This window comes from Nocardioides sp. Bht2 (assembly GCF_047308515.1).
GTDB lineage: Bacteria > Actinomycetota > Actinomycetes > Propionibacteriales > Nocardioidaceae > Nocardioides.
The window spans coordinates 210348-234564 of the sequence record NZ_JBLBWI010000001.1; the positions used below are offsets into that span (position 1 = coordinate 210348).

At 69.3% G+C, this 24217-nt stretch carries 22 protein-coding genes; 9 read left to right on the forward strand and 13 right to left on the reverse strand.

Annotation, left to right across the window (positions count from 1 at the left end; genetic code table 11):
* Positions 1-124: 124 nt before the first annotated feature.
* The 4 genes from ACLM5J_RS01040 to ACLM5J_RS01055 form a co-directional block, all read right to left on the reverse strand.
* Positions 125-901 carry an SDR family NAD(P)-dependent oxidoreductase gene (locus tag ACLM5J_RS01040; protein WP_413654146.1) on the reverse strand — a complete coding sequence of 259 codons (777 nt, stop codon included), beginning with the start codon at positions 899-901 and terminating at the stop codon, positions 125-127.
* Between the two features lie 120 nt (positions 902-1021).
* Positions 1022-2116, reverse strand: a complete 1095-nt coding sequence (locus tag ACLM5J_RS01045; RefSeq protein ID WP_413654147.1) for a hypothetical protein — start codon at positions 2114-2116, stop codon at positions 1022-1024.
* 62 nt (positions 2117-2178) lie between these two features.
* Positions 2179-3006 carry a diaminopimelate epimerase gene (gene dapF, locus ACLM5J_RS01050; RefSeq protein ID WP_413654148.1) on the reverse strand — a complete coding sequence of 276 codons (828 nt, stop codon included), beginning with the start codon at positions 3004-3006 and terminating at the stop codon, positions 2179-2181.
* Positions 3007-3075: 69 nt separating this feature from the next.
* Entirely contained in the window at positions 3076-3699 is a 624-nt protein-coding gene (locus ACLM5J_RS01055; protein ID WP_413654149.1) for a pyridoxamine 5'-phosphate oxidase family protein, read from the reverse strand.
* Between the two features lie 20 nt (positions 3700-3719).
* Between ACLM5J_RS01055 and ACLM5J_RS01060 the strand changes: the two genes are divergently transcribed.
* On the forward strand, positions 3720-4244 hold the full coding sequence (locus ACLM5J_RS01060; protein ID WP_413654150.1) for a gamma carbonic anhydrase family protein: 525 nt from the start codon (positions 3720-3722) through the stop codon (positions 4242-4244).
* Positions 4245-4424: 180 nt separating this feature from the next.
* On the opposite strand, the gene ACLM5J_RS01065 is transcribed toward ACLM5J_RS01060, so the two are convergent.
* The 3 genes from ACLM5J_RS01065 to miaA all read right to left on the reverse strand — a co-directional run bounded on the left by ACLM5J_RS01065 (position 4425) and on the right by miaA (position 6921).
* A complete protein-coding gene (locus tag ACLM5J_RS01065) occupies positions 4425-4961 on the reverse strand; it encodes a dihydrofolate reductase family protein (protein WP_413654151.1) in 537 nt (178 codons plus the stop codon).
* On the reverse strand, positions 4958-5893 hold the full coding sequence (locus tag ACLM5J_RS01070; RefSeq protein WP_413654152.1) for a helix-turn-helix domain-containing protein: 936 nt from the start codon (positions 5891-5893) through the stop codon (positions 4958-4960). Before ACLM5J_RS01070 ends, ACLM5J_RS01065 begins: the two co-directional genes overlap by 4 nt.
* A gap of 74 nt (positions 5894-5967) precedes the next feature.
* A complete protein-coding gene (gene miaA, locus ACLM5J_RS01075; RefSeq protein ID WP_413654153.1) occupies positions 5968-6921 on the reverse strand; it encodes a tRNA (adenosine(37)-N6)-dimethylallyltransferase MiaA in 954 nt (317 codons plus the stop codon).
* An 81-nt stretch (positions 6922-7002) separates the two neighbouring features.
* Here miaA and ACLM5J_RS01080 point away from each other — a divergent pair, with 81 nt between their 5' ends.
* Together ACLM5J_RS01080 and ACLM5J_RS01085 are read left to right on the forward strand one after the other, a co-directional pair.
* Positions 7003-7227, forward strand: coding sequence for an antitoxin (locus ACLM5J_RS01080; protein ID WP_413654154.1), 225 nt, complete (start codon positions 7003-7005; stop codon positions 7225-7227).
* A gap of 147 nt (positions 7228-7374) precedes the next feature.
* Entirely contained in the window at positions 7375-7656 is a 282-nt protein-coding gene (locus tag ACLM5J_RS01085) for a hypothetical protein (RefSeq protein WP_413654155.1), read from the forward strand.
* 12 nt (positions 7657-7668) lie between these two features.
* Here the strand turns inward: ACLM5J_RS01085 and lhgO are convergent, their stop codons facing one another.
* From lhgO to ACLM5J_RS01105, 4 genes are all read right to left on the reverse strand, one after another.
* Positions 7669-8874: an L-2-hydroxyglutarate oxidase gene (gene lhgO, locus ACLM5J_RS01090; RefSeq protein ID WP_413654156.1), complete on the reverse strand. Its 1206-nt coding sequence runs from the start codon at positions 8872-8874 to the stop codon at positions 7669-7671.
* A 10-nt stretch (positions 8875-8884) separates the two neighbouring features.
* Positions 8885-9646, reverse strand: a complete 762-nt coding sequence (locus tag ACLM5J_RS01095; RefSeq protein WP_413654157.1) for an enoyl-CoA hydratase/isomerase family protein — start codon at positions 9644-9646, stop codon at positions 8885-8887.
* 7 nt (positions 9647-9653) lie between these two features.
* The gene (locus ACLM5J_RS01100) at positions 9654-10832 is read right to left on the reverse strand and encodes a thiolase family protein (RefSeq protein WP_413654158.1); all 1179 of its coding nucleotides are present in this window, start codon (positions 10830-10832) and stop codon (positions 9654-9656) included.
* Positions 10833-10894: 62 nt separating this feature from the next.
* Positions 10895-12127: a PucR family transcriptional regulator gene (locus ACLM5J_RS01105; RefSeq protein ID WP_413654159.1), complete on the reverse strand. Its 1233-nt coding sequence runs from the start codon at positions 12125-12127 to the stop codon at positions 10895-10897.
* A 198-nt stretch (positions 12128-12325) separates the two neighbouring features.
* On the opposite strand from ACLM5J_RS01105, the gene ACLM5J_RS01110 reads away from it, so the two are divergent.
* The 4 genes from ACLM5J_RS01110 (at position 12326) to ACLM5J_RS01125 (ending at position 20357) form a co-directional block, all read left to right on the forward strand.
* Complete coding sequence (locus ACLM5J_RS01110) at positions 12326-13798, forward strand: class I adenylate-forming enzyme family protein (RefSeq protein ID WP_413654160.1); 1473 nt, start codon at positions 12326-12328, stop codon at positions 13796-13798.
* Between the two features lies 1 nt (position 13799).
* Positions 13800-15653 (forward strand): DUF3556 domain-containing protein, encoded by a 1854-nt coding sequence (locus ACLM5J_RS01115; RefSeq protein ID WP_413654161.1) that lies wholly within the window; start codon positions 13800-13802, stop codon positions 15651-15653.
* Positions 15650-17080 carry a phytoene desaturase family protein gene (locus ACLM5J_RS01120; protein WP_413654162.1) on the forward strand — a complete coding sequence of 477 codons (1431 nt, stop codon included), beginning with the start codon at positions 15650-15652 and terminating at the stop codon, positions 17078-17080. The genes ACLM5J_RS01115 and ACLM5J_RS01120 overlap by 4 nt, the downstream gene beginning before the upstream one ends.
* Positions 17081-17243: 163 nt before the next feature.
* The gene (locus ACLM5J_RS01125; RefSeq protein ID WP_413654163.1) at positions 17244-20357 is read left to right on the forward strand and encodes a response regulator; all 3114 of its coding nucleotides are present in this window, start codon (positions 17244-17246) and stop codon (positions 20355-20357) included.
* Here the strand turns inward: ACLM5J_RS01125 and ACLM5J_RS01130 are convergent.
* A complete protein-coding gene (locus tag ACLM5J_RS01130; RefSeq protein WP_413654164.1) occupies positions 20354-21181 on the reverse strand; it encodes an AraC family transcriptional regulator in 828 nt (275 codons plus the stop codon). The genes ACLM5J_RS01125 and ACLM5J_RS01130 overlap by 4 nt on opposite strands.
* A gap of 60 nt (positions 21182-21241) precedes the next feature.
* Between ACLM5J_RS01130 and ACLM5J_RS01135 the strand changes: the two genes are divergently transcribed.
* On the forward strand, positions 21242-21796 hold the full coding sequence (locus tag ACLM5J_RS01135) for a TIGR03086 family metal-binding protein (protein ID WP_413654165.1): 555 nt from the start codon (positions 21242-21244) through the stop codon (positions 21794-21796).
* Positions 21797-21805: 9 nt separating this feature from the next.
* Here the strand turns inward: ACLM5J_RS01135 and miaB are convergent, their stop codons facing one another.
* Positions 21806-23281 (reverse strand): tRNA (N6-isopentenyl adenosine(37)-C2)-methylthiotransferase MiaB, encoded by a 1476-nt coding sequence (miaB, locus tag ACLM5J_RS01140; protein ID WP_413654166.1) that lies wholly within the window; start codon positions 23279-23281, stop codon positions 21806-21808.
* Between the two features lie 140 nt (positions 23282-23421).
* Here miaB and ACLM5J_RS01145 point away from each other — a divergent pair, with 140 nt between their 5' ends.
* Positions 23422-24198 carry an amino acid ABC transporter ATP-binding protein gene (locus ACLM5J_RS01145; RefSeq protein ID WP_413654167.1) on the forward strand — a complete coding sequence of 259 codons (777 nt, stop codon included), beginning with the start codon at positions 23422-23424 and terminating at the stop codon, positions 24196-24198.
* Positions 24199-24217: the final 19 nt, after the last annotated feature.

Sequence of the window (24217 nt, forward strand, 5' to 3'; positions counted from 1 at the left end):
GCGGCGAGGAGGGCTAACCGTTATCCGCCCCGAGGGTTGTCCGCGGCTCGGTGCGGAGGGCCCCGAACACGGAACGGGGCGGACCGAGTGCTCGGTCCGCCCCGTTCGAGAACGGCTCGTCAGCTCACTTGGGTGGCATCCGGATGCCGCCGTCGACGCGGACGACCTCGGCGTTCATGTAGGAGTTGGTGACCAGCTCGACGACCATCGAGGCCAGCTCGTCCGGCGAACCGAGACGGTGCGGGAAGAGGACGCTCTCGCCCAGCTTCGCCTTGAACGCCTCCGACTCCGGGCCCTCGCCGTAGATCGGGGTGTCGATCAGGCCCGGGGCGACGGTGTTGACGCGGATGCCGGCGGCCGAGAGGTCGCGAGCGGCGGGCAGGGTGAGGCCGACGACGCCACCCTTGGACGACGAGTAGGCGGCCTGACCGATCTGACCGTCGAACGCGGCAACGGAGGCCATGTTGACGACGGCACCGCGCTCACCGGACTCCAGCGGCTCGTTGCGGCTCATCGCGGTGGCGGCGAGGCGCAGCGCGTCGAAGGTGCCGATCAGGTTGATCTCGATGACCTTGCGGTACGCGTCGAGGCTGTGGGCCGACTCCGGCTGGCCGTCGCGACCGATGGTCCGCTGGGCCCAGCCGATACCGGCCGAGTTGACCAGCGCGCGCAGCGGCGCGAGCTCGACGGCAGCGTCGATCGCAGCCTGGATCTGCTCGGTCGAGGTGACGTCGACCTTGACGAAGACGCCACCGATCTCGGCGGCAAGGGCCTCGCCCTTCTCAGCGTTCAGGTCGGCGACCACAACGCGGGCGCCCTTCGCAGCGAGCTGACGGGCGGCAGCGGCGCCGATACCCGAGGCACCACCCGTGACGATTGCACTTGCTCCAGAGATGTCCATGACCCGCAGCATAAAGGGGGCCACTTCGCCGGGTCATCGACGGTTCACCAGAAATGCCGACGAGCCCGGCCGGATGGGCCGGGCTCGTCGAGCGAGGTGCGCGCTGGATCCGTGCCGCGCTCAGGAGGCGAGGAACGCCTTGACCTGATCGGTGATCGCGGTGGAGTCGGCCGACGGGGTATAGGTGCCGTCGACGATGAAGGCGAACATCGGGCAGTCGTCGTCGGCCTCCGGCAGGATGCCCGCCTCGTGGATGACCTGGCCGGTCGCGGCCTCCCGGAAAACCACCGTGTAGTCGTAGGGCGCGTAGGTGTACTTCGTCTTCTTGCCGTCGACCTCGGCCTCGCACTTCAGCGACTGGACGCGGGTGCTGGGCGTGCCGTCCACGCAGACCACCAGGTTGATCTGGGCGAACTCCTTGAACTCGACGTCCCACGGCTCGTCGTAGCCGATCGAGATGTTCCGGCCGTACTCCGGGTTGGCCGGGGTGTTGACATAGCCGGACGCTTTGGCCGTCGCCTTGTCGAACGGCGTGGCACCAGCCATCGCCTTGCCCAGGCAGACCTGGGAGACGTCGAAGAGGCTGGTCGGGGTGAACGTCTCACCGCTGGCGTCGGGGTCCGGGGACTCGGGGGTGTCGGTCTCGGGGCTGTCGGTCTCGGGGTCGGTCGACTCCGTGCCCTCGGTGGGCTCGTCGCTCTGCGAACTCTTCTCCGAGGCCTGGCTGTCCTTGTCGTCGTCACCGGTGAGCACCACCGCGGCGGTGACGCCGCCGCCGATCAGCACGATCGCCGCAACGGCGGCAGCGACGATCAGGCCGACCTTCGACTTGCGCGGTGCGGGGCCACCCGACATCGGCGTCCAGCCGCCCTGCGGGCCGCTCGGTCCGCCGGGGCCTCCCGGGCCCGCTCCGTAACCGGGGCCACCGGGCTGGGCGTAGCCGCCTTCGTACGGGTTGGCCGGCTGCTGCGGCGGGCCCCACTGACCAGGCTGCTGCGGCTGCTGCGGCTGTCCGTAGGGAGGCTGCTGCCCGTAGGCAGGCTGACCGTACGGCGGCTGGCCGGGCGGCTGGGCGCCGGGCGGCCCCCACTGCGGGGCCGGCGGGCCGGACGGCGGGGTCCAACCACCGGGCTGTCCCGGCGGCGGGACCGGAGGCTGCTGCGGGCCGTTGCCGATCCGGGTGGGTTCTTCGCCAGTCGGCGGCTGCTCAGTCATGGGGCTCCTCGGAGAATCGTGATCGCGAGGAGTTCTTCTCCGCTGAGCGCCAGGTTCAAACCTCAGAGATCGGTGGTCCCGTGCGCCACGATCACGGCAGGGCCGCCCAACAGCACATGACCGTTCGGCAACCAGGTGAGGTGCAACCGGCCGCCGGGCACGTCGACCTCGTACCGGACCGCCTCCGACGGCGGCGCAACGACGCCGTCGTCCAGGGCGGCAGCGACCAGGACGGCGCAGGCCCCGGTGCCGCAGGAGCGGGTCTCCCCCGAGCCGCGTTCGTGGACGCGGAAGGCGACATGGCCCGGGCCGCGGCGGGCGACGAACTCGATGTTGACGCCGTGCGGGTAGACGGTGGTGTCGTAGTCGGGCTCGGTCAGCAGGCTGCCGGCGTCGAGGAGATCCTCGACGAAGGCGACCGCGTGCGGGTTGCCCATGTCGACGTGGAGCGCCGGCCACTTCTGTGAGTCGACCGCGACCAGGCTCTGACCGAAGATCTGCGGAGTGCCCATGTCGACGGTGATCTCACCGTCCGCCTCGAAGGTGATCACCTTGACACCGTCGCGGGTGCCGACCGGGACCGGTTCGGTGGTGGAGACGAGGCCCTCGTCGGCGAGGTAACGACCGAAGACGCGGACCCCGTTACCGCACATCTCGGCGATCGAGCCGTCGCTGTTGCGGTAGTCCATGAACCATTCGGCGTCATGGTCGAAGCCGAGCGCCGCCGTCCGGATCACCCGGATCACCCCATCGCCGCCCAGCCCGGCGCGGCGCTCGCAGAGCGCAGCGACCCGCTCGGCAGGCAGGTCGCCGTGCACCGAGCCGTCGTGGTCGGGCAGCAGCACGAAGTCGTTCTCCGTGCCATGGCCGATAGCGAAGGGGTAGCTCACCGAGCCATTCTCTCACTCGTTCGCAACGCACTCGCCGCGCGCGACCCCATCCTGAGAGGAGGCGGACGGTCAGTACAGGTGATTGCGGTACTGGTCCCCGTAGTACTCCCGCAGTTCGGCCAGCGTCAGGTCGTTGCGGTCCAGCAGCTGCGCGATCTCGGGCCGCGACGGCACCACCGCTTCGGGGGCCCACGTCTCGGGCTCCCAGAGACCGGACCGGAGGAAGGCCTTCGCACAGTGGTGGAAGACCTCCTCGACCTCGACCACCAACGCCAGGATCGGCCGTTTGCCCTGCACGGCGAGGTCGTCGAAGAACGGCGCGTCCGCCACCAGTGTCGCGCGGCCGTTGACCCGCAACGTGTCGCCCCGACCCGGGATGAAGAAGTTCAGACCGACCTGGGGGTTCTCCAAGATGTTGCGGTAGCCGTCGACGCGACGGTTGCCCGGCCGCTCGGCGAGCACCACGGTCTGCGCGTCCAAAGCGTGAGCGAGCTGCCCGGCAGGGTCACCCTTCGGCGAGGCGTCGCACCGCCCCTCGGCGTCGGAGGTCGCCAGGACGCAGAACGGGGACGCCGCCAACCAGGCCTGGTCCAACGGGTGCAGGGCACTGCGGACCTTGTCCCGCACCCGCGGGATCGGCTCGCCCACGATGGAGACGAGTTGGTCGAGGTCGGTGATCGGCGTCCAAGTCACCCTTCGTAGGCTACGTCGCCATGCAGCTTTCCCTGGGTGATCTGTCCCCCTCAGTCGACGAGTCCGCCTGGGTCGCCCCCAACGCCACGTTGGTCGGCGACGTGACGATCGGGGCCCGCTGCTCGGTCTTCTACGGCGCGGTACTGCGCGCGGAGTTCGACTCGATCACCATCGGCGATGGCTCGAACGTCCAGGACAACGCGGTCTTCCACGTCGACCGGGGCTTCCCCATCGTGATCGGCGCAGGGGTGACCGTGGGGCACGCCGCAGTCGTGCACGGCGCCCGGGTCGACGACTATTCGCTGATCGGGATGAACGCCACGGTGATGAACGGTGCCCATGTCGGCGCCGAGTCGCTGATCGCCGGTGGCGCCCTGATCCCACAGGGCATGGTGATCCCGCCCCGCAGCCTGGTCGCCGGGGTCCCGGCCAAGGTGCGCCGCGAACTCACCGATGACGAGGTCGCCGGTCTGCGTACCAACGGTCCCGGCTACGAAAGGATCAGCGCCCTGCACCGCGAAGCTCTCGAAGGAACCGGCGACTGACCTCGCACACCCGGTGGTCGAGCCTGTCGAGACCACCCACACCCCCGGTGGTCGAGCCTGTCGAGACCACCCACACCCGGTGGTCGAGCCTGTCGAGACCACGCAAAGTGATCTCGACAAGCTCGATCAACGGGGCTGGCTCGATCAACGGCGCTGGCTCGATCAACGGCGCTGGCTCGATCAACGGACCGTGCGGTAGCGGGTCACCACGAACTCCCCTGCGACACGTGACTCGACCACGGCGAGTTCGACGTGCCGGGGCAGTAACGGCTTGCCTGCGCCGATCGTCAACGGGGCAACCGAGATGAGCACCTCGTCGAGCAGACCGGCGTCATGGAACTGGGCCACCAACTCCCCGCCGCCGACGATCCAGATGTTCTTCTCACCAGCGGCTGCCGCCATCTCGGCGTGGACCTCGGCGACCGGGGACTGCGTGAGCCGGAGGTCGGCGCCCTCGCGCAGCGGCAGGTCGCGGTGGGTGAAGACCCAACAGGGCTGGCTATAGAACCACGGCTCGTCGCCGTGGTGGCGGAGCAGCCACTCATAGGTGGCGGCGCCCATCGCGATCGCACCGACCTGGGCGATGAAGGCCTCGTAGCCCAAAGTTCCACCCGCGTCAGCGCCCTGGTCGCGGGTCACCAACCAGTCCAACCCGTCGTCGGGCGTCGCGATGAAGCCGTCCACCGTGCTGGCCACGAAGTAGCTGGTCCTGGTCATCGTTCCTCCTGATAGCGGCTGCCCTCGCGCAGCCAGTTGATCGGGTCCCCGTCGTCGATCCTCACCCCGTGCTGGCGCAGCAGGTGCCGGACCAACCCACGCCGCTGCGCGGAGTGGGTGAGCACGTGCGCCATCACGCTGCTCACCACGAAGCTCTCCGGCGGCTCGCAGAGGGCGTCCACGAACTGGTCGTTCCAGGCACCCCGACGCTCGATCTCGCGGACCTGCGCGGACCACGCCGCCGCCACCTGATCGTGACGACGTAACAGGCCCGACGGCGACTCGTCGGCATCCCCGGGGTGGGCATGGCCCTGTAACGCGGCGAGCCAGATCTCCTTACTGTGCACGAGATTGCCCAACACGCGACGCAACGACTCCTCCGCGCCGTTGAAGGCCAGCACCCGCATCCCGGGCAGTCCGACAGCGTCGAGCTGGTCCGGGTCGAGATCAGCGGACGCGAGCAGCAGCGTCCGGGTGTCGTCGAGGTCATGGTGGATCAGGTGCATCGTGACCGGCATCTCGACCAGCTCCGTGTCCTGCTGGCTGAGCCAGAGGTTGAAGGGTGGGTGGAAGTGGATCCCGTTCGGCGCCGACAGCCACTGCGCGTCGTAGCGAGCCGCCCCGTCCGCCTTCGGTGTTGCGGATGGCGGGTGTCCCCACGCCCGCGCGAACGCCCGGGCGAAGCCGTCGGTCGACTCATAGCCCGCCTCGAGGGCCACCTCGGTGACCGAGGCCCCCTCGGTCAACCGCCATCGAGCACGCTCCAACATCACTCGGCGGCGCAGCGCGACGGGAGCCTCCCTGGCCCCACGCGAGATCTGACGTGCGAAGTGGAACGGCGAGGAGTTGGCCCGACCGGCCATCGCCGGCAGCGATCCGTCGGCCTCGCCTAGCGCCGCGTCAAGGAGTTCGCGGAGCCGGTCTCTTCCCATGGGGCAAGTCTGCCCGGCCCGCCGCTGTCCGCGCCCGACCGTTCTTGCTCACTTCGCAGCCCGGTGTTGCCCGCTCAAGCTCCGACCAACCGCGCCAGCACCTGGTCGGCGAGGTCGTCGGCGTCCCAGGCGAACCAGTTGATCCGGGGGTCCTTGGTGAACCACTGGTCCTGACGCCGAGCGAACCGGCGGGTCGCGATCACGGTCCGTTCCCGGGCCTGGACCTCGGTGAGCTCGCCACGCAGGTGGGCCATCACCTCGGGGTACCCGATCGCGCGCGAAGCGGTCGGCGTTGCGGCCAGGCCGCGCGCCACCAGACCCTCCACCTCGGCGACGAAACCGTCGGCGAACATCTGGTCGACCCGAGCGACGATCCGCGCGTCCAACCGTGGCCGGTCGATCTCGACCCCGACCTGGACCGCGCCAGGCATCGCGTACTCGAGGCGGGGCAGGGTCGCCGAGTAGGGGCGCCCGGTCAGCTCGACCACTTCGAGCGCCCGCACGACGCGCCGCCCGTTGGAGGCGAGGATGCTCTGTGCGGCAAGGGGATCCAGCACCGCCAGCTCTCGGTGCAGCACCCCGGAACCCTCGGCCTCCAGCCGGGCCTCCCAGCGCGCGCGGACCTCGGGGTCGGTGCCCGGGAACTCGAACTGGTCGAGCACCGCCCGGGTGTAGAGCGCGGATCCCCCGACCAGGATCGGTACCCGTCCCCGGCTCTGGATCTCGGTGATCGTGGCGCGAGCCAACTGTTGGAAGTCCGCGACCGACGCCTGTTCGGTGATCTCCATCAGATCCAGCAGGTGATGCGGAATGCCTTGCCGCTCCGCGACCGGCAGCTTCGCGGTGCCGATGTCCATGCCCCGATAGACCTGCATAGCGTCCGTGTTGACGATCTCTCCGCCGAGCCGCTCCGCAAGTTCCAGCGACAGCCCCGTCTTGCCCGCCGCCGTTGCGCCGACCACGGCCACCACCAGGCTCGGCACCGCTTCGAAGGTCGGCTCCGGTTGAGGTGTTGGGGCGGGGGTCATGGGGGCTAGTGTTCCAAACGAAGTGTCACGCGCCGCGACGAGTGCGGCGCAACCAACTCATCGCGGAAGAGGGGAAGACTCGTGAGCTTTCTGGACAAGCTGAAGGGCAAGTCGTCCGAGATCAAGGAGAAGGCGACCGACGCCGTCGACAAGCACGGCGACAAGATCTCCGACGGCATCGACAAGGCAGCTGGATTCGTGAACGAGAAGAGCGGCGGCAAGCTCGGCGACAAGGTCGACAAGGCGGCCGAGAAGGCGAAGGACGCCCTCGACAAGCTGGACGGCAAGAACGACGACATCAAGTGAGCCACGGCCACTGAGAGCGGGCGGTCACCGGTGCGGGTGACCGCCCGCTCTGCGTTCCCGGCCCTTGAAAACCCTGGGACCACCTGCCTTCAATGCAGGAGTCAGGGCCGCAGGACGGCCGACGACCACGACTCGGAAGTGGTGACCATGCCGGAAGAACCCAACCTGCCCGACGGCGCGACCAGCCCGCCGCCGGCGCCCCGCGCCATCGACCCCGACCTCGCCCCCGGTGGCGTCGACGCGCTGCCCGACTCGACACCCGGCGCGAACAACGAGGACGTCATCGGCCGCGACCCCGATCCGGACCAGAACCCGGCACTCGACGACGTCACCCCCGAGGAGGTCACCGAACTCGACACCGAGAAGGATCAGGCCCCGAGTTCCGGTACCTCCGGTCACGGCGACACCCCCTCGGAGCCCCCGGCCTGACCGGAGGCGGCCTCAGCCGAGCCGGTCGACAAGCTCCCGGGCCAGCGCGAAGGCCGACGTCGCGGCCGGAGACGGCGCGTTGCGCACGAAACCGGTGACGCCGTGCTCGGAGATCACGAAGTCGTCGACCAGGGTTCCGTCACGGTCCACCGCCTGGGCTCTGACGCCGGCATGGACGGTGCCGTCGAGATCTCCGACACCGAGTCCCGGCACGTACTCCGCGGCAGCCGCCACGAACCTGCGGCGGCTGGCCGCGGTCGCGATCTCCCCCAGCCCGGTCCGCCAGTACTGCCGAGCCACTCGCCAGGTGCCGGGCCAGCTCAACGTCTCGGCGAGATCCCGCCCCCGCACCCGCCCCAGCCGGTAGGCGTCGCGGGCGCCGACCAGCATCGCGGTCGGGCCGAGCGAGACCAGTCCGTCGAGGTGCCGGGTCAGATGGACACCCAGGAACGGAAGGTCCGGGTCGGGGACCGGATAGATCATCCCGCGCACCACCGGATTCTCGGTCCGCGCGAGACGCAGATAGGCGCCCCGGAAGGGGACGATCCGCGGATTCGCCTCCGCCCCACACGAGCGGGCCAGCCGGTCGGCCCAGAGCCCCGCGCAGACCACCACCCGATCGGCGCGCAGGCGCGCTGTCGCCGTCCGGACCCCACCGGTCTCGTCGACCTCACGGACCTGTTCGCCGAATCGGAACTCGACGCCCTGACCCTCCAGTTCGGCACGGATCGCGCGGGCCACCTGCGCATAGTCGACGATCCCGGTGTTCGGGGCGTGCAGCGCTGCGGCGCCGACCGCGTGCGGCTCGATCTCGGCGATCTCAGCACCGTCGATCCGCCGTAGCCCGGGCACCTGGTTGGCCAGGCCGCGACGTTCCAACTCGTCGAGCCGTCCCAGTTCCTGGGCATCGCGGGCCACGATCAGCTTGCCGGAGCGCTCGTGCGGAATCTTGTGCTCGGCGCAGTAGTCGTACATCAACCGCGCGCCCTCGACACAGAGCCGTGCCTTCAACGAGCCCGGCTGGTAGTAGATACCGCCGTGGATCACGCCGGAGTTGTGTCCGGTCTGGTGGGCCGCGACGTCGGCCGCCTGCTCGACCACCACGATCCGGCTGTCCGGACGGCGGTGCAGCAGTTCGCGGGCCACAGCCAGCCCAACGATGCCGGCCCCGACCACCACCGCGTCGTAGCGCGGGGTGATCGGGGCCGGAGACGTCATCGACGCCTCGTCACTTCTTGGTGAAGGCGGCCAGTCGCTGCTGGGCGTCCTCGGTCTGTACCGCCTCGGCGATGGTGCGGGCCTCGTCGGCACCCGCCTGCTCGCGGGTCTTCTCCCACGAACCGCGGATCAGCTTGCGGGCCTGGCCGAGCGCGAAGACCGGGCCGGCTGCCAGCTTGACGGCGAGTACGCGCGCCTCGTCGATGACCACCTCGTCGTCGACGACCGTGGTCACCAGGCCCCATTCGCGCGCCTCGGCGGCAGTGAGCTGCTTGCCGGTCAACGCGTACTCCAGTGCCCGGACCTGGCCGACCGCACGCGGCAGCAGCCAGGAGGCACCGATGTCCGGCGTCAGTCCGACACCCGGGTAGGCGATCACGAACTTGGTCGAGGCCGCAGCCACGATCACGTCAGCCGCCAGCATCACCGAGTTGCCGGCGCCGGCGACCGCGCCCTGGACGGCGCAGACGACCGGCTTGGCCAGCCCGTCGAGCTTCCGCGCAGCCAGATCGAGGGCTTCGGCAAGCTCCAGCAGGAAGGCGGCCTGGTCCTCGGCGGCGACCATGGAAGCCACGTCGCCACCGGCGCAGAACCGCTTGCCGGCACCGGTCAGCAGGACGGCGCGGACCGCGTCGTCGGCACCGGCGGCCTCGACCGCGGCGTCGAGCGCGAGCGCGGTCGGCAGGTCGATCGAGTTGGAGACCGCGGGACGGTTCAGCTCGATGTGGGCAACGCCGTCAGCGACGGAGTAGTTCACCAGGTTCTCAGACATGCCGGCCTCAGATCCGCTTGTAGAGGGCGGCAAGAGCCTGGCCGCCGCCGATGCACATGGTGACGATGCCGTACTCGAGGTCGTTGCGGACCATCGTCTTGGCCGCACGCACCGAGAGGATCGCGCCGGTCGCACCGACCGGGTGGCCGAGCGCGATCGCACCGCCGTAGGGGTTCACCTTGGTCGCGTCGAGCTCGGCGTCCCGGATCACCGCGATGGCCTGGGAGGCGAACGCCTCGTTGAGCTCGATGGTGCCGATGTCGGACGGCGCCAGGCCGGTCTGCGCGAAGAGCTTCTTCAGCGCCAGCACCGGGGCGTAGCCCATCAGCTCGGGCTCCATCGCGGCGGTGGCCACGGACTCGAGGCTGACCAGACCCGTCAGGCCGCGCTCGGCGGCGACCGACTCACGGGCCAGGACGACGGCGGCGGCGCCGTCGTTGATCCCGGAGGCGTTGCCAGCGGTGACCGACCCGTCCTTGACGAAGGCCGGCCGCAGCTTGGCCAGGGTCTCCACGGTGGTCTCGGGCTTGGGGTGCTCGTCGGTGGTCGCGGTGAACGGCTTGCGGCCGCCGACCTCGAACGCGACGATCTCCTCGGCGAAGGCGGCCTTAGCCTCGGCGGTCGCGGCGCGGCGCTGGGATTCGACGGCGAACTCGTCCTGCTCGGTGCGGGAGACGCCGTACTTGTTGGCCACGTTCTCGGCCGTGACACCCATGTGGGTGTTGTGGAACGGGTCGGTGAGCATCAGCACGGTGCCGTCGAGCAGCTCGCGGTTGCCGAGCTTGTACCCGTTGCGGGCACCGAAGTCGTAGAAAGGCATCCGGGTCATCGACTCGTCACCACCGGCAACGGTGATGTCGGCGCCACCCCAGCGCATCTGCATCGCAGCCGACCAGATCGCCTGCAGGCCCGAACCGCAGAGCCGGTTGACGGTGTAGGCGGGAACGTTCTTCGGCAGGCCGGCGGTGACCGCGACCCGTCGGGCGTTGTAGGCGTCCGGGCCGACCTGGCCGATGCAGCCCATCACGACCTCGTCGACGTCACTTCCCTCGACGCCGGAGCGCTTGAGCGCCTCCACGGTTGCCGCCGCACCCAGCTCGAAGCCGGGTACGTCCTTGAACATTCCTCCGAAGCTGCCGACCGGGGTACGGGCCCCGTCGACGAGCACGATCTTCTCGTCAGCCATGCCTTGAATGCTAGAGGGGAGCTGGGACGGCTCCGTCAGGAGGCTGACCGGCGAGACGGTTGTCAAGCAAGGAGTTCCGGCCCCAGCCAGGCACAGCCGATCAACGCCAGCTCGAGGTCGAGGCGTTCGGTCTGCAGCGGCTTGCCCCTCGCCTCCAGTGCCCGGTCGACCCGGTACTTGACGGTGTTCTTGTGCAGGTGCAGGCGGGCTGCGGTCGCCACGTAGCTCTCCCGATCCTGGATGAACGCGAGCAGGGTCTCCCGCATCCGCGCCGCGCCCCGGTTCGGTTCGGCCAGCCCGCCCAGAGTGCGGGCCACCATCCGGCGCGCGCTCGGGAGGTCGTGGACGAGCATCGCGGCGGCGCGGACCTCCTGGTCGCCGTACGAGATCACCGGCTGCTGACGCTGTCCTAGCGTCGCGACGCGGTACGCGGCGAGCGCGCCCAGGTGGGTGGCCCGGAAACCGGGTGCCCCGGACTCCGGAGAGCCGACGGCGACATAGACCCCGTCGTTGCCCCGCAACGACTCCTCGATCGCGGCCTGGTCGACGTCGCCCGGCCGGTTCACCGCGAGCCAGCACCACGCCGTCTGGCGGTCGCGGGGTACGTAGAGCGGACGGGTGGTCGACCCGATCTTCTGCGCGATCCGAGCCACCAGCCGTTCGCCGTTGGCCATCCCGACGTCGCCCGCCTCGGCCCACAGGATCAGAGCGACGTGCTGCTGCCGGAGCCGGTAGCCGATCGCCGCCTCGGCGGCGACCAGGTCCACGTGGTCGTCGCGAAGCAGGGTCTCGACCATCTCCCGCTGGACGGCGCTCCGGTTGGCCAGCCACCGTTCCCGCTCGTCCTGGTAGGCGCCCATCACCGACTCCGAGACCCGGTCGATGTACTGGAAGGAGACCTCCATCAGCAGCTGGCTGGTGGCCAGCGCGACGGCCGGCGGCGTCTGGCGCAGGGCCAACTGCTCGCCCGTCCAGCGCAATACCAACTGCTGCCCGAGACGGTAGGCGCGGAGCAACGCGCTGGGCGGCGTCCCCCGCTGCGCCAGCCTGCGGGCGTATTCGACGGCGGCGGCCGGCGCCTGGACCTCGACGATCGGCACGTGTCCACGGAAGACGTGGGCCAGCATCTCCAGGTTGGAGCCGGTACTGCCCTCCAACATCTCCACCAGGACCAGGTCGCTGGGGAGCTCCGGGATCAGCGTCCGGAAACTGTCCACCAAGTAGTCGACGAGTCTGCCGCCCTGCTCCGACATCACCACCGCGATCTGATGCAGCTCGCGTTCGGCGTCCGTCACCCGCTCCTCCTGGGCAATTGGGTTACCGACACAACCCAGTGACGGTCATCACACCATCATGCCACGTCGATCCGGTTCGACGGCTTCAGTTCGCGAACCTGAACTGCGGTCCGACTTTGTGCTCCGGGACCAAGAACGAAGTGTGATCTACGTCCTACGGTCAGCGCATCGTCCTTCCTTCTTGCAGGAGCCCACCCGATGTCGATGTCCTACCTCCCCTGGCGCCGTCCGGCCGCCTTCAACGAACGTCCCTGCGTCCGCGACGCCCGCGTCGAACTGACCTACGACCAGTTCGCCGACCGCGTGGACGCGGCTGCCGAACAGTTCGCGGCGCTCGGGGTCGGCCCCGGCTCGGTGGTGGCGACGATGCTCCCCAACCGGGTCGAACTCCTGATCACGGTGATGGCCGCCTGGCGCCTCGGCGCCGCCGCCACCCCGATCAACCCCACCTTCACCGCCTCCGAGGCCGGGTACCAGATCACCGACTCCGGCGCGATGCTGGTCGTCTGCGCCGACACCACCCTCGACCTAGGCTCCGTCGTCCCGCTGCACGTCGACGACCTCGCCGTCACCTCGACGACGACGCCGCCGGCGGCCAAGACCGACCCCGCCGACCTGGCCCTCCTGGTCTACACGAGCGGATCGACCGGCCGACCGAAGGGCGTGATGTTGGACCACGCCAACCTCGACGCGATGGTGGCCAGCATGGGTGCGGCGATCACGATCAGCGCCACCGACCACTGTCTGCTGGTGCTGCCGCTCTTCCACGTCAACGCGATCTGCGTCAGCTTCCTGACCCCGCTCTCGGTCGGTGCTCAGCTTTCGGTGCTGGAACGGTTCCACCCGGTCGAGTTCCTCACCTCCGTGGAGACCCTGCGGCCCACCTACTTCTCCGCGGTCCCCACCATCTACTCGCACCTGGTCGCACTGCCCGCCGAGATCACCCCGGACGTCGGCTCGCTGCGGTTCGCGATCTGCGGCGCCGCCCCGGCTCCCCCGGACCTCTTGGCCGCGGTCGAGGCGCGATTCGGGTTCGGGATGATCGAGGGCTACGGCCTCTCCGAGGGCACCTGCGCCTCCACCTGCAACCCGGTCCGCGGCGTCCGCAAGCCCGGCACGGTCGGCGTCGCCCTCCCCGGGCAGGAGGTCGCCGTGGTCGGCCCGGACGGCGCCGGAGTACCGACCGGCGAGCGCGGCGAGGTGGTGATCCGCGGCGCCAACGTGATGCGCGGCTATCTGAACCGTCCCGAGGCGACCGCCGAGACCCTGGTCGACGGCTGGCTGCGCACCGGTGACGTCGGGGTCCTCGACGAGGACGGCTACCTCCGGATCGTCGACCGGATCAAGGACCTGATCATCCGAGGCGGCGAGAACCTCTACCCCAAGGAGATCGAGAACGTCCTGCACGGAGCCCCGGGTGTGCTGGAGGCAGCCGTGGTCGGCGGCTCCGACCCGGTCTACGGCGAGGTCCCGGTCGCCTTCATCTCCGCCGCGGCGGGTGCGCCGCTCGACGTCGACGCCGTCCTGGCGCACAGCCGCCAGCACCTCACCAAGGTCAAGCTCCCGGTCGAGATCCACGTACTCGACGCACTTCCCAAGAACCCGGTCGGAAAGATCGACAAACCCACATTGCGTCGTCAGCTCGCCGCTGTCGGTGCCAAGGAGGCCTGAGATGGGATTCATCAACCCCTCGACCCCGCCGGTGCCACCGGCTGAGTTCGTCACCCTGCCGCTGCGCGAACGGATCCGGATCCTCTCCACCCACTGGGTCGAGGACGGCTTCGGTACCCCGCGAATGCTGCACGTGGTCTACATCCTCAAGATGCTCGGGCTCTATTTCGCGGTCGGTCTGGCGATCACCTCAGCGACCACCGAGTACGTGCACTTCACCGAGCCGGGCACCTGGTTCGACAACGTGGTCGTCTATCAGAAGCTGGCGATCTGGTTGATGCTGCTCGAGGTGGTCGGCCTCGGCGGGACCTGGGGCCCGCTCTGCGGCCACTTCCGGCCGATGACCGGCAACATCCGGTACTGGCTGCGCCCGGGAACCCTGCGGATGGCGCCCTGGGGTCGCCGGGTGCCGTTCACCGGCGGCGACGAGCGGACCATCGGCGACGTCCTGCTCTACCTGGCGGTGCTCGCTGCACTGATCTACCCCTTGGCCATCTCGGCCGAGCCGGTCCAGTTCCTGCCGGCCGGCACCGGCCCCCAGGAGCTCGTGCCGCCGTCGGCGTTCCTGCCGATCCTGATCCTGATGCCGCTGATGGGTCTGCGCGACAAGGTGATCTTCCTGGCCGCGCGCTCCGAGCAGTACCTGCCGATCATGCTCTTCTCGGCCACGCTCGGCTGGATCGTGATGAGCGACAACGCGAGCGCCGCGGACTTCATCAACCTCGTCGTCGCCTTCAAGGTCATCATCTGCATCGTCTGGATCGGTGCCGGTGTCTCCAAGTTCGGCGAGCACTTCATCAACGTGGTGCCACCGATGGTCTCCAACTCCCCCGGCCAACTCAACGTGCTCAAGCGCCTGCACTACCGCAACGCCCCCGACGACCTCCGGCCCAGCAAGCTGGCCTGGTTCATGGCCCACATCGGCGGGACGACGGTCGAGGTGGTGATCCCGATCGTGCTGCTGCTGACCACCAACAACACCGTCGCACTGATCGGCGCGGTCGCGATGCTGATCTTCCACATCTACATCACCTCGACCTTCCCGCTCGCGGTGCCGTTGGAGTGGAACGTCTACTTCGGCTACATCGCCCTCGTCCTGTGGGGCGGCTTCGGGGACGGCTTCGACGCTTCGGTCTACAACATCTGGGAGTTCTCCGAGCCGCTACTCCTGCTGCCGATCTTCGCGCTGCTGATGTTCGGACCGATCCTGGGCAACCTCCGTCCCGACCTGGTCTCGTTCCTGCCCTCGATGCGGCAGTACGCCGGTAACTGGGCCTCCGCCGTCTGGGCGCTGAAGCCCGGCATCGAGGACCGCCTCGCCGAGCTGCCGATGGTCGAGAGCCAGGTGAAGCAGTTGCAGCGGATGCAGCCGATGCCCTACGCCCCCGACGACGCCGAGATGATGATGCAGAAGGCGCTGGCCTGGCGCTCCATGCACAGCCAGGGCCGTGGCCTCTTCTCCGTGCTCTACAGCCACCTCGACGACATCGAGTCGCGCACCGTGCGCGAGGGCGAGTTCGTCTGCACCACGATGCTGGGTTGGAACTTCGGCGACGGGCACCTGCACGACGAGCGTCTGATCGCTGCCATCCAACGCCGCCTCAACCTGGAGCCCGGCGACCTGGTGGTCGCGTTCTGCGAGTCCCAGGCGGTGCCGTGGACCGGCCGCCCGCAGGAGTACCGGGTGATCGACGCCGCGTTGGGCGTCGTCGAACGTGGCTCGTGGAGCGTCTCGGACTGCGTGCGTGAACAGCCCTGGCTGCCGAACGGGCCGATCCCGCTCGACGTCGCCTGGACGGCGGACGGGTACCGTCGCCAGCACACCCTCACCGGCGGCAAGGAACCTGTTTCGTGACAACTGCAGTCGTAGTCGGCAGCGGCCCGAACGGGCTGGCCGGAGCGATCCGGCTGGCCCAGGCGGGGGTCGAGGTCAAGGTCGTCGAGGCGCATCAGCGCCCCGGCGGCGGCACCCGGACCAGCGAGCTGACCGTCCCCGGGGTACTGCACGACGACTGTGCCGCGTTCCACCCGACCGGGGTCGCCTCACCGTTCTTCGCCTCGCTCGAGTTGGAGCGGCACGGCCTGGAGTGGCTGTGGCCGGAGATCGATCTGGCCCACCCGCTCGACGACGGTCGGGCCGGTGTCGCGGCCCGCGACTGGGCGTTGACCCGCGCCAGCCTCGGGGTCGACGCGAACCGGTGGAAGCGGATCTTCAAACCGATCGTGCGGAACTTCGACAACCTGATCGACGAGATCTTCCAGCCGATCCTGCACGTTCCGAAGCATCCGTTCGCGCTGGGTAGGTTCGGGATGAAGGCGATCCTGCCCGCCACGTGGAGTAGTGCGCGGTTCAGCGACGAACCCGCGAAGGCACTCTTCACCGGCGTCGCCGCGCATGCCTTCGGCCGGCTCGACACCCCACTGTCCACCTCGGTCGGGTTGATGTTGACCGGCGCCGCGCACGCCGTGGGCTGGCCGGTGGCCGCGGGGGGCAGCGAGGCGATCACCCGGGCCCTGATCGCGGAGCTGTCCGCACTCGGCGGCACGGTGCAGACCGGGCTGCGGATCACTTCGCTGGACCAACTGCCGGAGATCGTCGGCGCCAAGCCCGACATCGTCCTGCTGGACACCGCCCCCGCCGGTGCCCTGCAGATCCTCGGCGACCAACTCCCCTCCCGGATCAGGTCCAGCCTGACCCGCTACCGCTACGGGCCGGCCGCCTACAAGGTCGACCTCGCGATCGAGGGTGACATCGCGTGGACCAACCCGGACTGCCGCCGCGCCGGCACCCTGCACCTGGGGGGCTCGGCGCGTCAGATCGCGGCGATCGAGGCGAGCACCACGCACGGCGCGATGCCGGAGCAGCCGTTCGTGCTGCTCGGCCAGCAGTACCTGATCGACCCGTCCCGGTCGCAGGGTTCGATCAACCCGATCTACGCCTACGCACACGTGCCGCACGGATACACCGGCGACGCCACCGACGCGGTGATCAACCAGATCGAACGGTTCGCCCCTGGCTTCCGCGACCAGATCGTGGCGGTGACGACCCGGAGCCCGGCGCAGTGGGAGGAGTACAACGCCAACTACGTCGGCGGCGACATCGGTGCCGGCGCGAACGACGCCAGACAGATCGTCTTCCGTCCCCGGGTCGGGATGAACCCGTACTCCCTGGGCATCCCCGGCGTCTACCTGTGTTCATCGGCGACGCCGCCCGGCGCCGGCGTCCACGGGATGGGAGGTTTCCGCGCTGCCGAGGCTGCGTTGACCGCTCTCAAACGGTGAGCAAGGGTGCGCCGACGCCGGAGCTCGGTCCACATTACGCGAAGACGAAATCGACGCCGGAATTTGTCCCCCGACAACAAAAGCGAAACAGGGCCGTACCGAGCCTTCGGTAGTTAGACCAACCAGAAGCGCAGCGCGCCAAAACGCTTGTAGGGTGCGAACCGTGGCGAAGACGGTCGAGTGGGCGGAGAGCTCCGACACTCCCCACGCCGTCTGGATCGTCGACACCTCGGGAGCTACGGTGTCGGTCTCACCCGCGGTCTGCGAACTGCTCGGCCTCGACGGCGTCGCGGCTGACGGCCAGAAGGTCGAAGACCTGATCACCGTCCTCGACACCAGCCGGGCGGACAGCGACGCAGACGAGCGTTGGCTCCACCTGCTGCTGGACACCCCCACCGGCGTCAGCCTGATGGAGGCCCGCGAGCAGCCCCGGTTCGGTGCCGACGGCGCACTGGAGAGCACCGCCTACCACCTGCTGACACCGGGGAGCCGGACCGCACACCTGTTGCGCCAGGTCGATCTGATGGTCGAAGCGCAGCAGATCGCGCATGTCGGGAGCTGGTACTGGTATCCGGCCGCGGACGAGATCTGGTGGTCCGAAGAGCTCTACCGGCTCTACCGGGTCGACCCGGGGAGCTCGCCCAGCGTCGAGGACTCGCAACGCCTGATCCACCCCGAGGACAGGGTCGCGATGGAAGCTGCGGTGGCCAGCGCCTTCGCCGGTCAACCGCACATCGAGTGGGAGGGGCGGCTGCTGCTGCCCGAGGGCGGCGTCCGCTGGATCCGTGAGGTCGCCGATGCCGAATTCGACGCGCAGGGCAACCTGGTCCGGCTCTGCGGCACCGCCCAGGACATCACCGAGCTACGCCGCGCCGCGACCTTGGCCGCCGAGGCACAAGAGCGGCTGATCCTGATGCAGACCGTCGCCGAAGGAGCCGTCCAGACGGCGACGCTGGCCGAGGTCATCGAGCTCACTGTCCGCGCCGTCATCCAACACACCTACTGGGAGCCGGTCACCGCGCACCTGCTCGCCGGTTGGATGGCCGCAGACGTCACCGTGCCGATGCCCCTCCCCCGACGTGACCCCGACACGGAGCCCACCACCGTCGGCTCCGAGGCGTCCGAACAGCTCCTCGCCAGCGTTCAGGAGAGCGCGCAGGTCACCGCGGTCCCGATCAGCGAAGGCACCGAGCGCCGCACCCTGGCTGGGGTTCCGGTCGTCCTGAACTCCGAAGCGGTCGCCGTGCTGCAGTTCAAGGTCGACGACCCGGACGGCCTCGACGAACAGACGGTCAACGTGCTCAACCAGCTGGCCGCCCTGCTGGCCAGCGTGGCCGAACGGGAGCACGCCGCCCACTCGTTGCGCGAAGCACGCGACGCGGCGACCCTCGCCGCGGCACGGAAGGCAGAGCTGCTCGCGGTGATGAGCCACGAGATCCGAACCCCGATGAGTGGTGCGCTCGGGCTGATCGACCTCCTGTTGGAGACGCCGCTGGACGACCGCCAGCTCCGGATGGCGATCGCGATGCGCGAGGCCGGTGACGCCCTGCTCCGCGTGGTCAACGCCGTCCTCGACCTCTCCCGTGCCGACTCCGGCCGTTTGGTCGCCAAGACCAAGGAGTTCGACATCCGCGCGGTGGTGGAGGGCGCCGTCGCGATGTTGGCGCCGACCGCCTATCAGAAGGGCTTGGAACTCGTCCTCGACATCGATCGCGCGGTCGGGGAACGAGTGATCGGCGACGCCGACCTGCTCTCCCAGGCGATCACCAACCTCTGCGCGAACGCGGTCAAGTTCACCGACGAGGGATACGTCCGGATCGCCGTCGGCCCCGACCTTGAGGACCCGATGGGCGAGGCGCTCTCGATCGTGGTCTCCGATACCGGGGTCGGCATCGCCAACGCCGAGACCGGCTGGGTCTTCGAGGCGTTCGCCCAGTCCGACCAGTCCTCCACCCGCTACTACGACGGCTCCGGCCTCGGGCTCTCCATCACCAAGGCGATCGCGGAGACACTCGGCGGCTCGATCCGCGTGCGCAGCGAGGTCGGGGTCGGCAGCAGCTTCACGATGAGCGTGCCGCTGCCGGCCGCCGACACCAAGCGACCGCCGCGCCCGTGGCTGGAGGACACCGCGGTGTTGCTCAGCGAGCCGCATCCGGTCGCTGCGCGAGCCCTCTCCCGCCTCTTCGAAGCAGCCGGCGCCGAGGTGACCGCGCGCCCCACGATCGCCGGACTCGATGCCGAGTTGGGCACCTGGTCGACCAGCCGCCCGCGCCGCCTGGTCGTCGTCGACGGAGACCTCGCCGGTGCCCGGTTGGCCGAGATCGCGCGTCGTGCCGAGCACGACGCCCAGGCAGCGATGGTCGTCCTGGTACCGGCTGCGGCTGCCGAGAGCGAGGAGTCGGCACGTGACCTCGTGCTGACCGCCGTCACCAAACCCGTGCGTCGCGACACCCTGACCCGTGCGATCCACCAGGCGTTCGGCGATCCACCCCTCGAGGTGGCGCCGACCGGGCGCGGCGACGATCAGCCCGCCCGCCCACTCTTCGTCCTCATCGTCGAGGACAACCCGGTGAACCAGTTGGTCGCCGCGGGTGTCGTGGAGTCGCTGGGCCACCGGGTCGCGGTGGTCGACAACGGCAACGAGGCCAGCGCCCTGCTCCAGACCGACCACCCCTACGACCTGGTCCTGATGGACTGCCGGATGCCCGGGATGGACGGCTACGAGACGACCCGGATCACCCGCGAGAACGAGGCGGGTTCCGGTCGCCATGTGCCGATCGTGGCGCTCACCGCCAGCGTCCTGCTCGACGAACAGGAACGTGCCTTCGATTCCGGCATGGACGGAGTCCTGGCCAAGCCGATCGACCGCGAGAAGCTCTCCGCCACCCTGCAGCTCTGGGGCAATCAACCGCGGGTCACCACGACCGGATCGCACGACCTCGCCCCGCTGCTGGCCGTGGACCGGGTCCGTGAGCTCCGTAGCCTGAGCAAGGACGGCGTCGACCTGTTCAGCAGGGCACGACGCACCTTCTTGGACACCATCGAGGGCGACCTGACCCAGCTCGGCGAGGCGGTAGCCGACGAGTCGGGGGCGCTCCCCCGGCTGGCGCACGCCCTGGCCGGCAGCGCCCAGACCGTCGGGTTGGCGCGCCTCGGCCGGTTGCTCTCAACCTTGGAGCGACGCTGTGCGGAGGAGCCGTCCGAGGTGTTGCACCGCCGGTTCGAGGAGATCACACTCACCGCCCGCGCCTCATTGGCGACGCTGCGGGAGTTCTAGCGCGGCTCGGCGGCGTACTGCCCCGGGGTCAGCCCCGTGACCGCGTGGAAGTCACGGATGAAGTGGGCCTGGTCCGCGTAGCCGAGATCGGCAGCCACCGCGGCCAGGTCGAATCCGGTCCTGCGCTGGCGCAGCATCGCCGCCGCCTCGTGGAGCCTCCGCCGTTGGATCAGCCACTTGGGCCCCAACCCGATCCGCCGGGCACTCAGCCGCTGCAGCGTCCGTTCGCCGATCCCGAACTCAGCGCAGACCTGGGCGACCCGCCGGACCTGGCCGGAGCCTTCGGTGTACTCGACGATCCGGTTGATCAGCAGGCCTTCGCCGTCCACCGGGAGAAGCGCGCGCAATTGGTTCTCGACCAGCTCCGCGGCGGCTCGTTGGCGCTCCTCGTCCGCCGGTTCAGCTGCCAGTACCGCGCGGATGTCGCGGGCCAAGGTGGCGCCGTCCATCGTCGGGAGCGAGGCGAGCGGGGTTGCCGAGTCGACCAGCTCCGCTACCGGCCCACCGAGCAACAACGCTCCCGCCGCAGGCTGGAGCAGGACTCCGAAGGCCCAGCCGGAACCATGCAACTCGCGGACCGCCAGCCCCGAACTCGGTCCGACGAGCATCGCCGTCTCGGTCTCGATCACCAGCAGGCACACGGGATACTGCAGGACCCGCTGCACCGTCCGCTCACCCTGCGGCAACGACCAGACCGGCACCCAGTACCGGCGGACCAGGTCGGTCAGGTCGGCGGCCGGAAGGTAGCGATCGATCGGCGGCGCCGCACCTGACGCATCGCGCAGGTGGGCCGGCTCGTCGGGGTCGATCCGTTCTTCGGCCATAGCCGCCATTGTGTCGGGTTTCTTCAATCCACCCGTGCCTATGGGCCGCAGAGTGGCTCCATGACCTCTACCGAGCAGACCCTCGAGCAGTTCCGCACCCTCACCGATCGATTCACCCAGGTGGTCGACGCAGTCGCCGACGACCGGTGGACCTCGGCCAGCCCCTGCGAGGGTTGGACCACCACCGACGTGCTGGACCACGTGATCGACAGCCAACGTGACTTCCTGGGCCGCCACGAACTAGCGGTCGGCGAGGCGCCGACAGGGGCCCCCGCCGTCCGCTGGCACGCCCATCAGGCGGCTGCGCTCAACGCGCTCGGCGACGGCTCGGTGTTGGCGCGCGAGTTCGACAGCTACTTCGGCCCCAGCACCATCGGCGCCACCCTCGCCACCTTCTTCGGGCTCGACCTGGTGGTGCACCGCTGGGACCTGGCGCAGGCGGCCGGCGTCGGCACGGAGCTGCGCGAGGACGAGCTCGACCATGTCGAGGCGTGCCTCGACGAACTCGGCGACAACATCTACGCCCAGGGCGCGTGCGGCCCGGCCGTGGCGGTCGGCGACGACGCCAGCCGCGCCGACCGGCTGATCGCGCGGACCGGCCGCGACCCCCGTTGACCTGGAGCGTCAGCCGCAGGCGGGGGCGTCCGGCAACGGTGCCGGGACGCCGAGGCTCGGCATCCCGAGACCGACGCCCTTCGCCGGGGCGGGAGCCGCCGTTCGACGTTCCCAGGCGTCGCCGGCCCGGGTGCGGCGTACCGAGAGCACCGGGTTGTCGGCGACCAGGTGGTGCGGCGCGGCGTAGGTGATCTCGACGGTCACCATGTCACCGGGCCGGACGCCGTCGGCACCTTCGGGGCTGAAGTGGACGAGACGGTTGTCGGGCGCGCGACCGGTGAGTCGGCGGGTGGCTTCGTCCTTGCGGCCTTCACCCTCGGCGACCATCAGCTCGACGGTGTTGCCGACCAACTTCTTGTTCTCCTCCCAGGCCACGTCGTTCACCAGGGCGGCAAGGCGCTGGTAGCGCTCCTTGACCACCTCGGGGTCGACCTGGTCCTCCAGCGTTGCCGCCGGCGTGCCGGGGCGCTTGGAGTACTGGAAGGTGAAGGAGCCGGAGAACCGGGCCTCACGGACCACGTGCAGGGTCTGCTCGAAGTCCTCGTCTGTCTCACCGGGGAACCCGACGATGATGTCGGTGGTGATCGCGGCGTCCGGGATCGCGGCGCGGACCCGCTCGATGATGCCGAGGAACTTGGACTGCCGGTAGGAGCGCTTCATCTCGCGCAGCACCTTGTCGGAGCCGGACTGCAGCGGCATGTGCAGGCTGGGCATCACGTTCGGCGTCTCGGCCATCGCCTCGATCACGTCGTCGGTGAACTCGGCCGGGTGCGGGCTGGTGAAACGGACCCGCTCCAGTCCGTCGATCTCGCCACACGCCCGCAGCAGCTTGGAGAACGCCTGGCGGTCCCCGAACTCGACGCCGTAGGCGTTCACGTTCTGCCCCAGCAACGTCACCTCGGTGACACCCTCGGCGACCAGCGCCTCGATCTCCGCCAGGATCTCGCCGGGGCGGCGGTCCTTCTCCTTGCCACGCAGACTTGGCACGATGCAGAAGGTACAGGTGTTGTTGCAGCCCACCGAGATCGAGACCCACGCGGCGTAGGCGGATTCGCGGCGCGTCGGCAGGGTGGAGGGGAAGACCTCCAGCGACTCCAGGATCTCGACCTGCGCCTCCTTCTGCGAACGGGCCCGGTCGAGCAGCGCCGGCAGCGAGCCGATGTTGTGGGTACCGAAGACGACGTCGACCCACGGCGCCTTCTTGGTGATCGTGTCGCGGTCCTTCTGCGCCATGCAGCCACCGACGGCGATCTGCAGGTCCGGCTTCTTGGCCTTGACCGGTGCGAGATGGCCGAGGTTGCCGTAAAGCTTGTTGTCGGCGTTCTCGCGCACCGCGCAGGTATTGAAGACGACGACATCGGCCTGCTCGCCCTCCGGAGCGGAGATGTAACCGGCCTCCTCAAGCAGACCGGAGAGTCGCTCGGAGTCGTGGACGTTCATCTGGCACCCGTGGGTGCGGACCTCATACGTGCGCGCGCTGCTCATAACCCGCTCAGCCTACGCGATACCCACCCTCGGATGCCCTTTCGCGACCTCGCCCCGGAGCCGCTCGGGACGGGTCACGTCCGGATAACAAAGAGCCCCAGCTGTGGCGCAGGTCACGCGGTTGTGGCTACGTTGCTGGTATGGCGATCTCGGAACCCGCCACCGTCCAGGCGTCCCATGGCGAACCTCTGGTCGTACTGGAGGGCGTCAACAAGTGGTTCGGTGATCTTCACGTGCTCCAGGACATCAACCTCTCGATCGCCCGCGGCGAGGTCGTGGTGGTGATCGGCCCGTCGGGCTCGGGCAAGTCCACGTTGTGTCGCGCGATCAACCGCCTGGAGACGATCGACCGGGGCGAGATCTCCCTCGACGGCCGGCCGCTCGCCCAGGAGGGCAAGGCGTTGGCGCAGCTGCGGGCAGAGGTCGGCATGGTCTTCCAGAGCTTCAATCTCTTTGCCCACAAGACGATCCTGGAGAACGTCACGCTGGGACCGATCAAGGTGCGGAAGGTAGCCAAGGCCACCGCGAACGAGCACGCCCACGAGTTGCTCGACCGGGTCGGCGTCAGCGCGCAGGCGCAGAAGTACCCCGCACAACTCTCCGGCGGCCAGCAGCAGCGCGTCGCGATCGCCCGGGCCCTGGCGATGGATCCGAAGGTGATGCTCTTCGACGAGCCCACCTCCGCCCTCGACCCGGAGATGATCAAAGAGGTGCTCGACGTGATGGTCGAGCTCGCCGAACGCGGAATGACGATGGTCGTGGTCACCCACGAGATGGGCTTCGCCCGCACCGCCGCACACCGGGTGCTCTTCATGGCCGACGGCCAGATCGTCGAGGAGGCGACCCCCGACGAGTTCTTCAACAACCCGAAGTCCGAGCGCGCCAAGGACTTCCTCTCCAAGATCCTCAAACACTGATCAACCCGCGACCGATCTC

Excerpts from the sequence above, each read along its gene's own strand:
- ACLM5J_RS01045 (WP_413654147.1), bottom strand. The coding sequence starts at position 2,116 with ATGACTGAGCAGCCGCCGACTGGCGAAGAACCCACCCGGATCGGCAAC.
- lhgO (WP_413654156.1), bottom strand. The coding sequence starts at position 8,874 with ATGACGTCTCCGGCCCCGATCACCCCGCGCTACGACGCGGTGGTGGTC.
- miaB (WP_413654166.1), bottom strand. The coding sequence starts at position 23,281 with ATGAGCAGCGCGCGCACGTATGAGGTCCGCACCCACGGGTGCCAGATG.
- miaA (WP_413654153.1), bottom strand. The coding sequence starts at position 6,921 with ATGACCCCCGCCCCAACACCTCAACCGGAGCCGACCTTCGAAGCGGTG.
- ACLM5J_RS01135 (WP_413654165.1), top strand. The coding sequence starts at position 21,242 with ATGACCTCTACCGAGCAGACCCTCGAGCAGTTCCGCACCCTCACCGAT.
- ACLM5J_RS01110 (WP_413654160.1), top strand. The coding sequence starts at position 12,326 with ATGTCGATGTCCTACCTCCCCTGGCGCCGTCCGGCCGCCTTCAACGAA.
- ACLM5J_RS01065 (WP_413654151.1), bottom strand. The coding sequence starts at position 4,961 with ATGACCAGGACCAGCTACTTCGTGGCCAGCACGGTGGACGGCTTCATC.
- ACLM5J_RS01130 (WP_413654164.1), bottom strand. The coding sequence starts at position 21,181 with ATGGCCGAAGAACGGATCGACCCCGACGAGCCGGCCCACCTGCGCGAT.
- ACLM5J_RS01060 (WP_413654150.1), top strand. The coding sequence starts at position 3,720 with ATGCAGCTTTCCCTGGGTGATCTGTCCCCCTCAGTCGACGAGTCCGCC.
- ACLM5J_RS01115 (WP_413654161.1), top strand. The coding sequence starts at position 13,800 with ATGGGATTCATCAACCCCTCGACCCCGCCGGTGCCACCGGCTGAGTTC.
- ACLM5J_RS01095 (WP_413654157.1), bottom strand. The coding sequence starts at position 9,646 with ATGTCTGAGAACCTGGTGAACTACTCCGTCGCTGACGGCGTTGCCCAC.
- ACLM5J_RS01040 (WP_413654146.1), bottom strand. The coding sequence starts at position 901 with ATGGACATCTCTGGAGCAAGTGCAATCGTCACGGGTGGTGCCTCGGGT.
- ACLM5J_RS01070 (WP_413654152.1), bottom strand. The coding sequence starts at position 5,893 with ATGGGAAGAGACCGGCTCCGCGAACTCCTTGACGCGGCGCTAGGCGAG.
- ACLM5J_RS01085 (WP_413654155.1), top strand. The coding sequence starts at position 7,375 with ATGCCGGAAGAACCCAACCTGCCCGACGGCGCGACCAGCCCGCCGCCG.
- ACLM5J_RS01100 (WP_413654158.1), bottom strand. The coding sequence starts at position 10,832 with ATGGCTGACGAGAAGATCGTGCTCGTCGACGGGGCCCGTACCCCGGTC.
- ACLM5J_RS01145 (WP_413654167.1), top strand. The coding sequence starts at position 23,422 with ATGGCGATCTCGGAACCCGCCACCGTCCAGGCGTCCCATGGCGAACCT.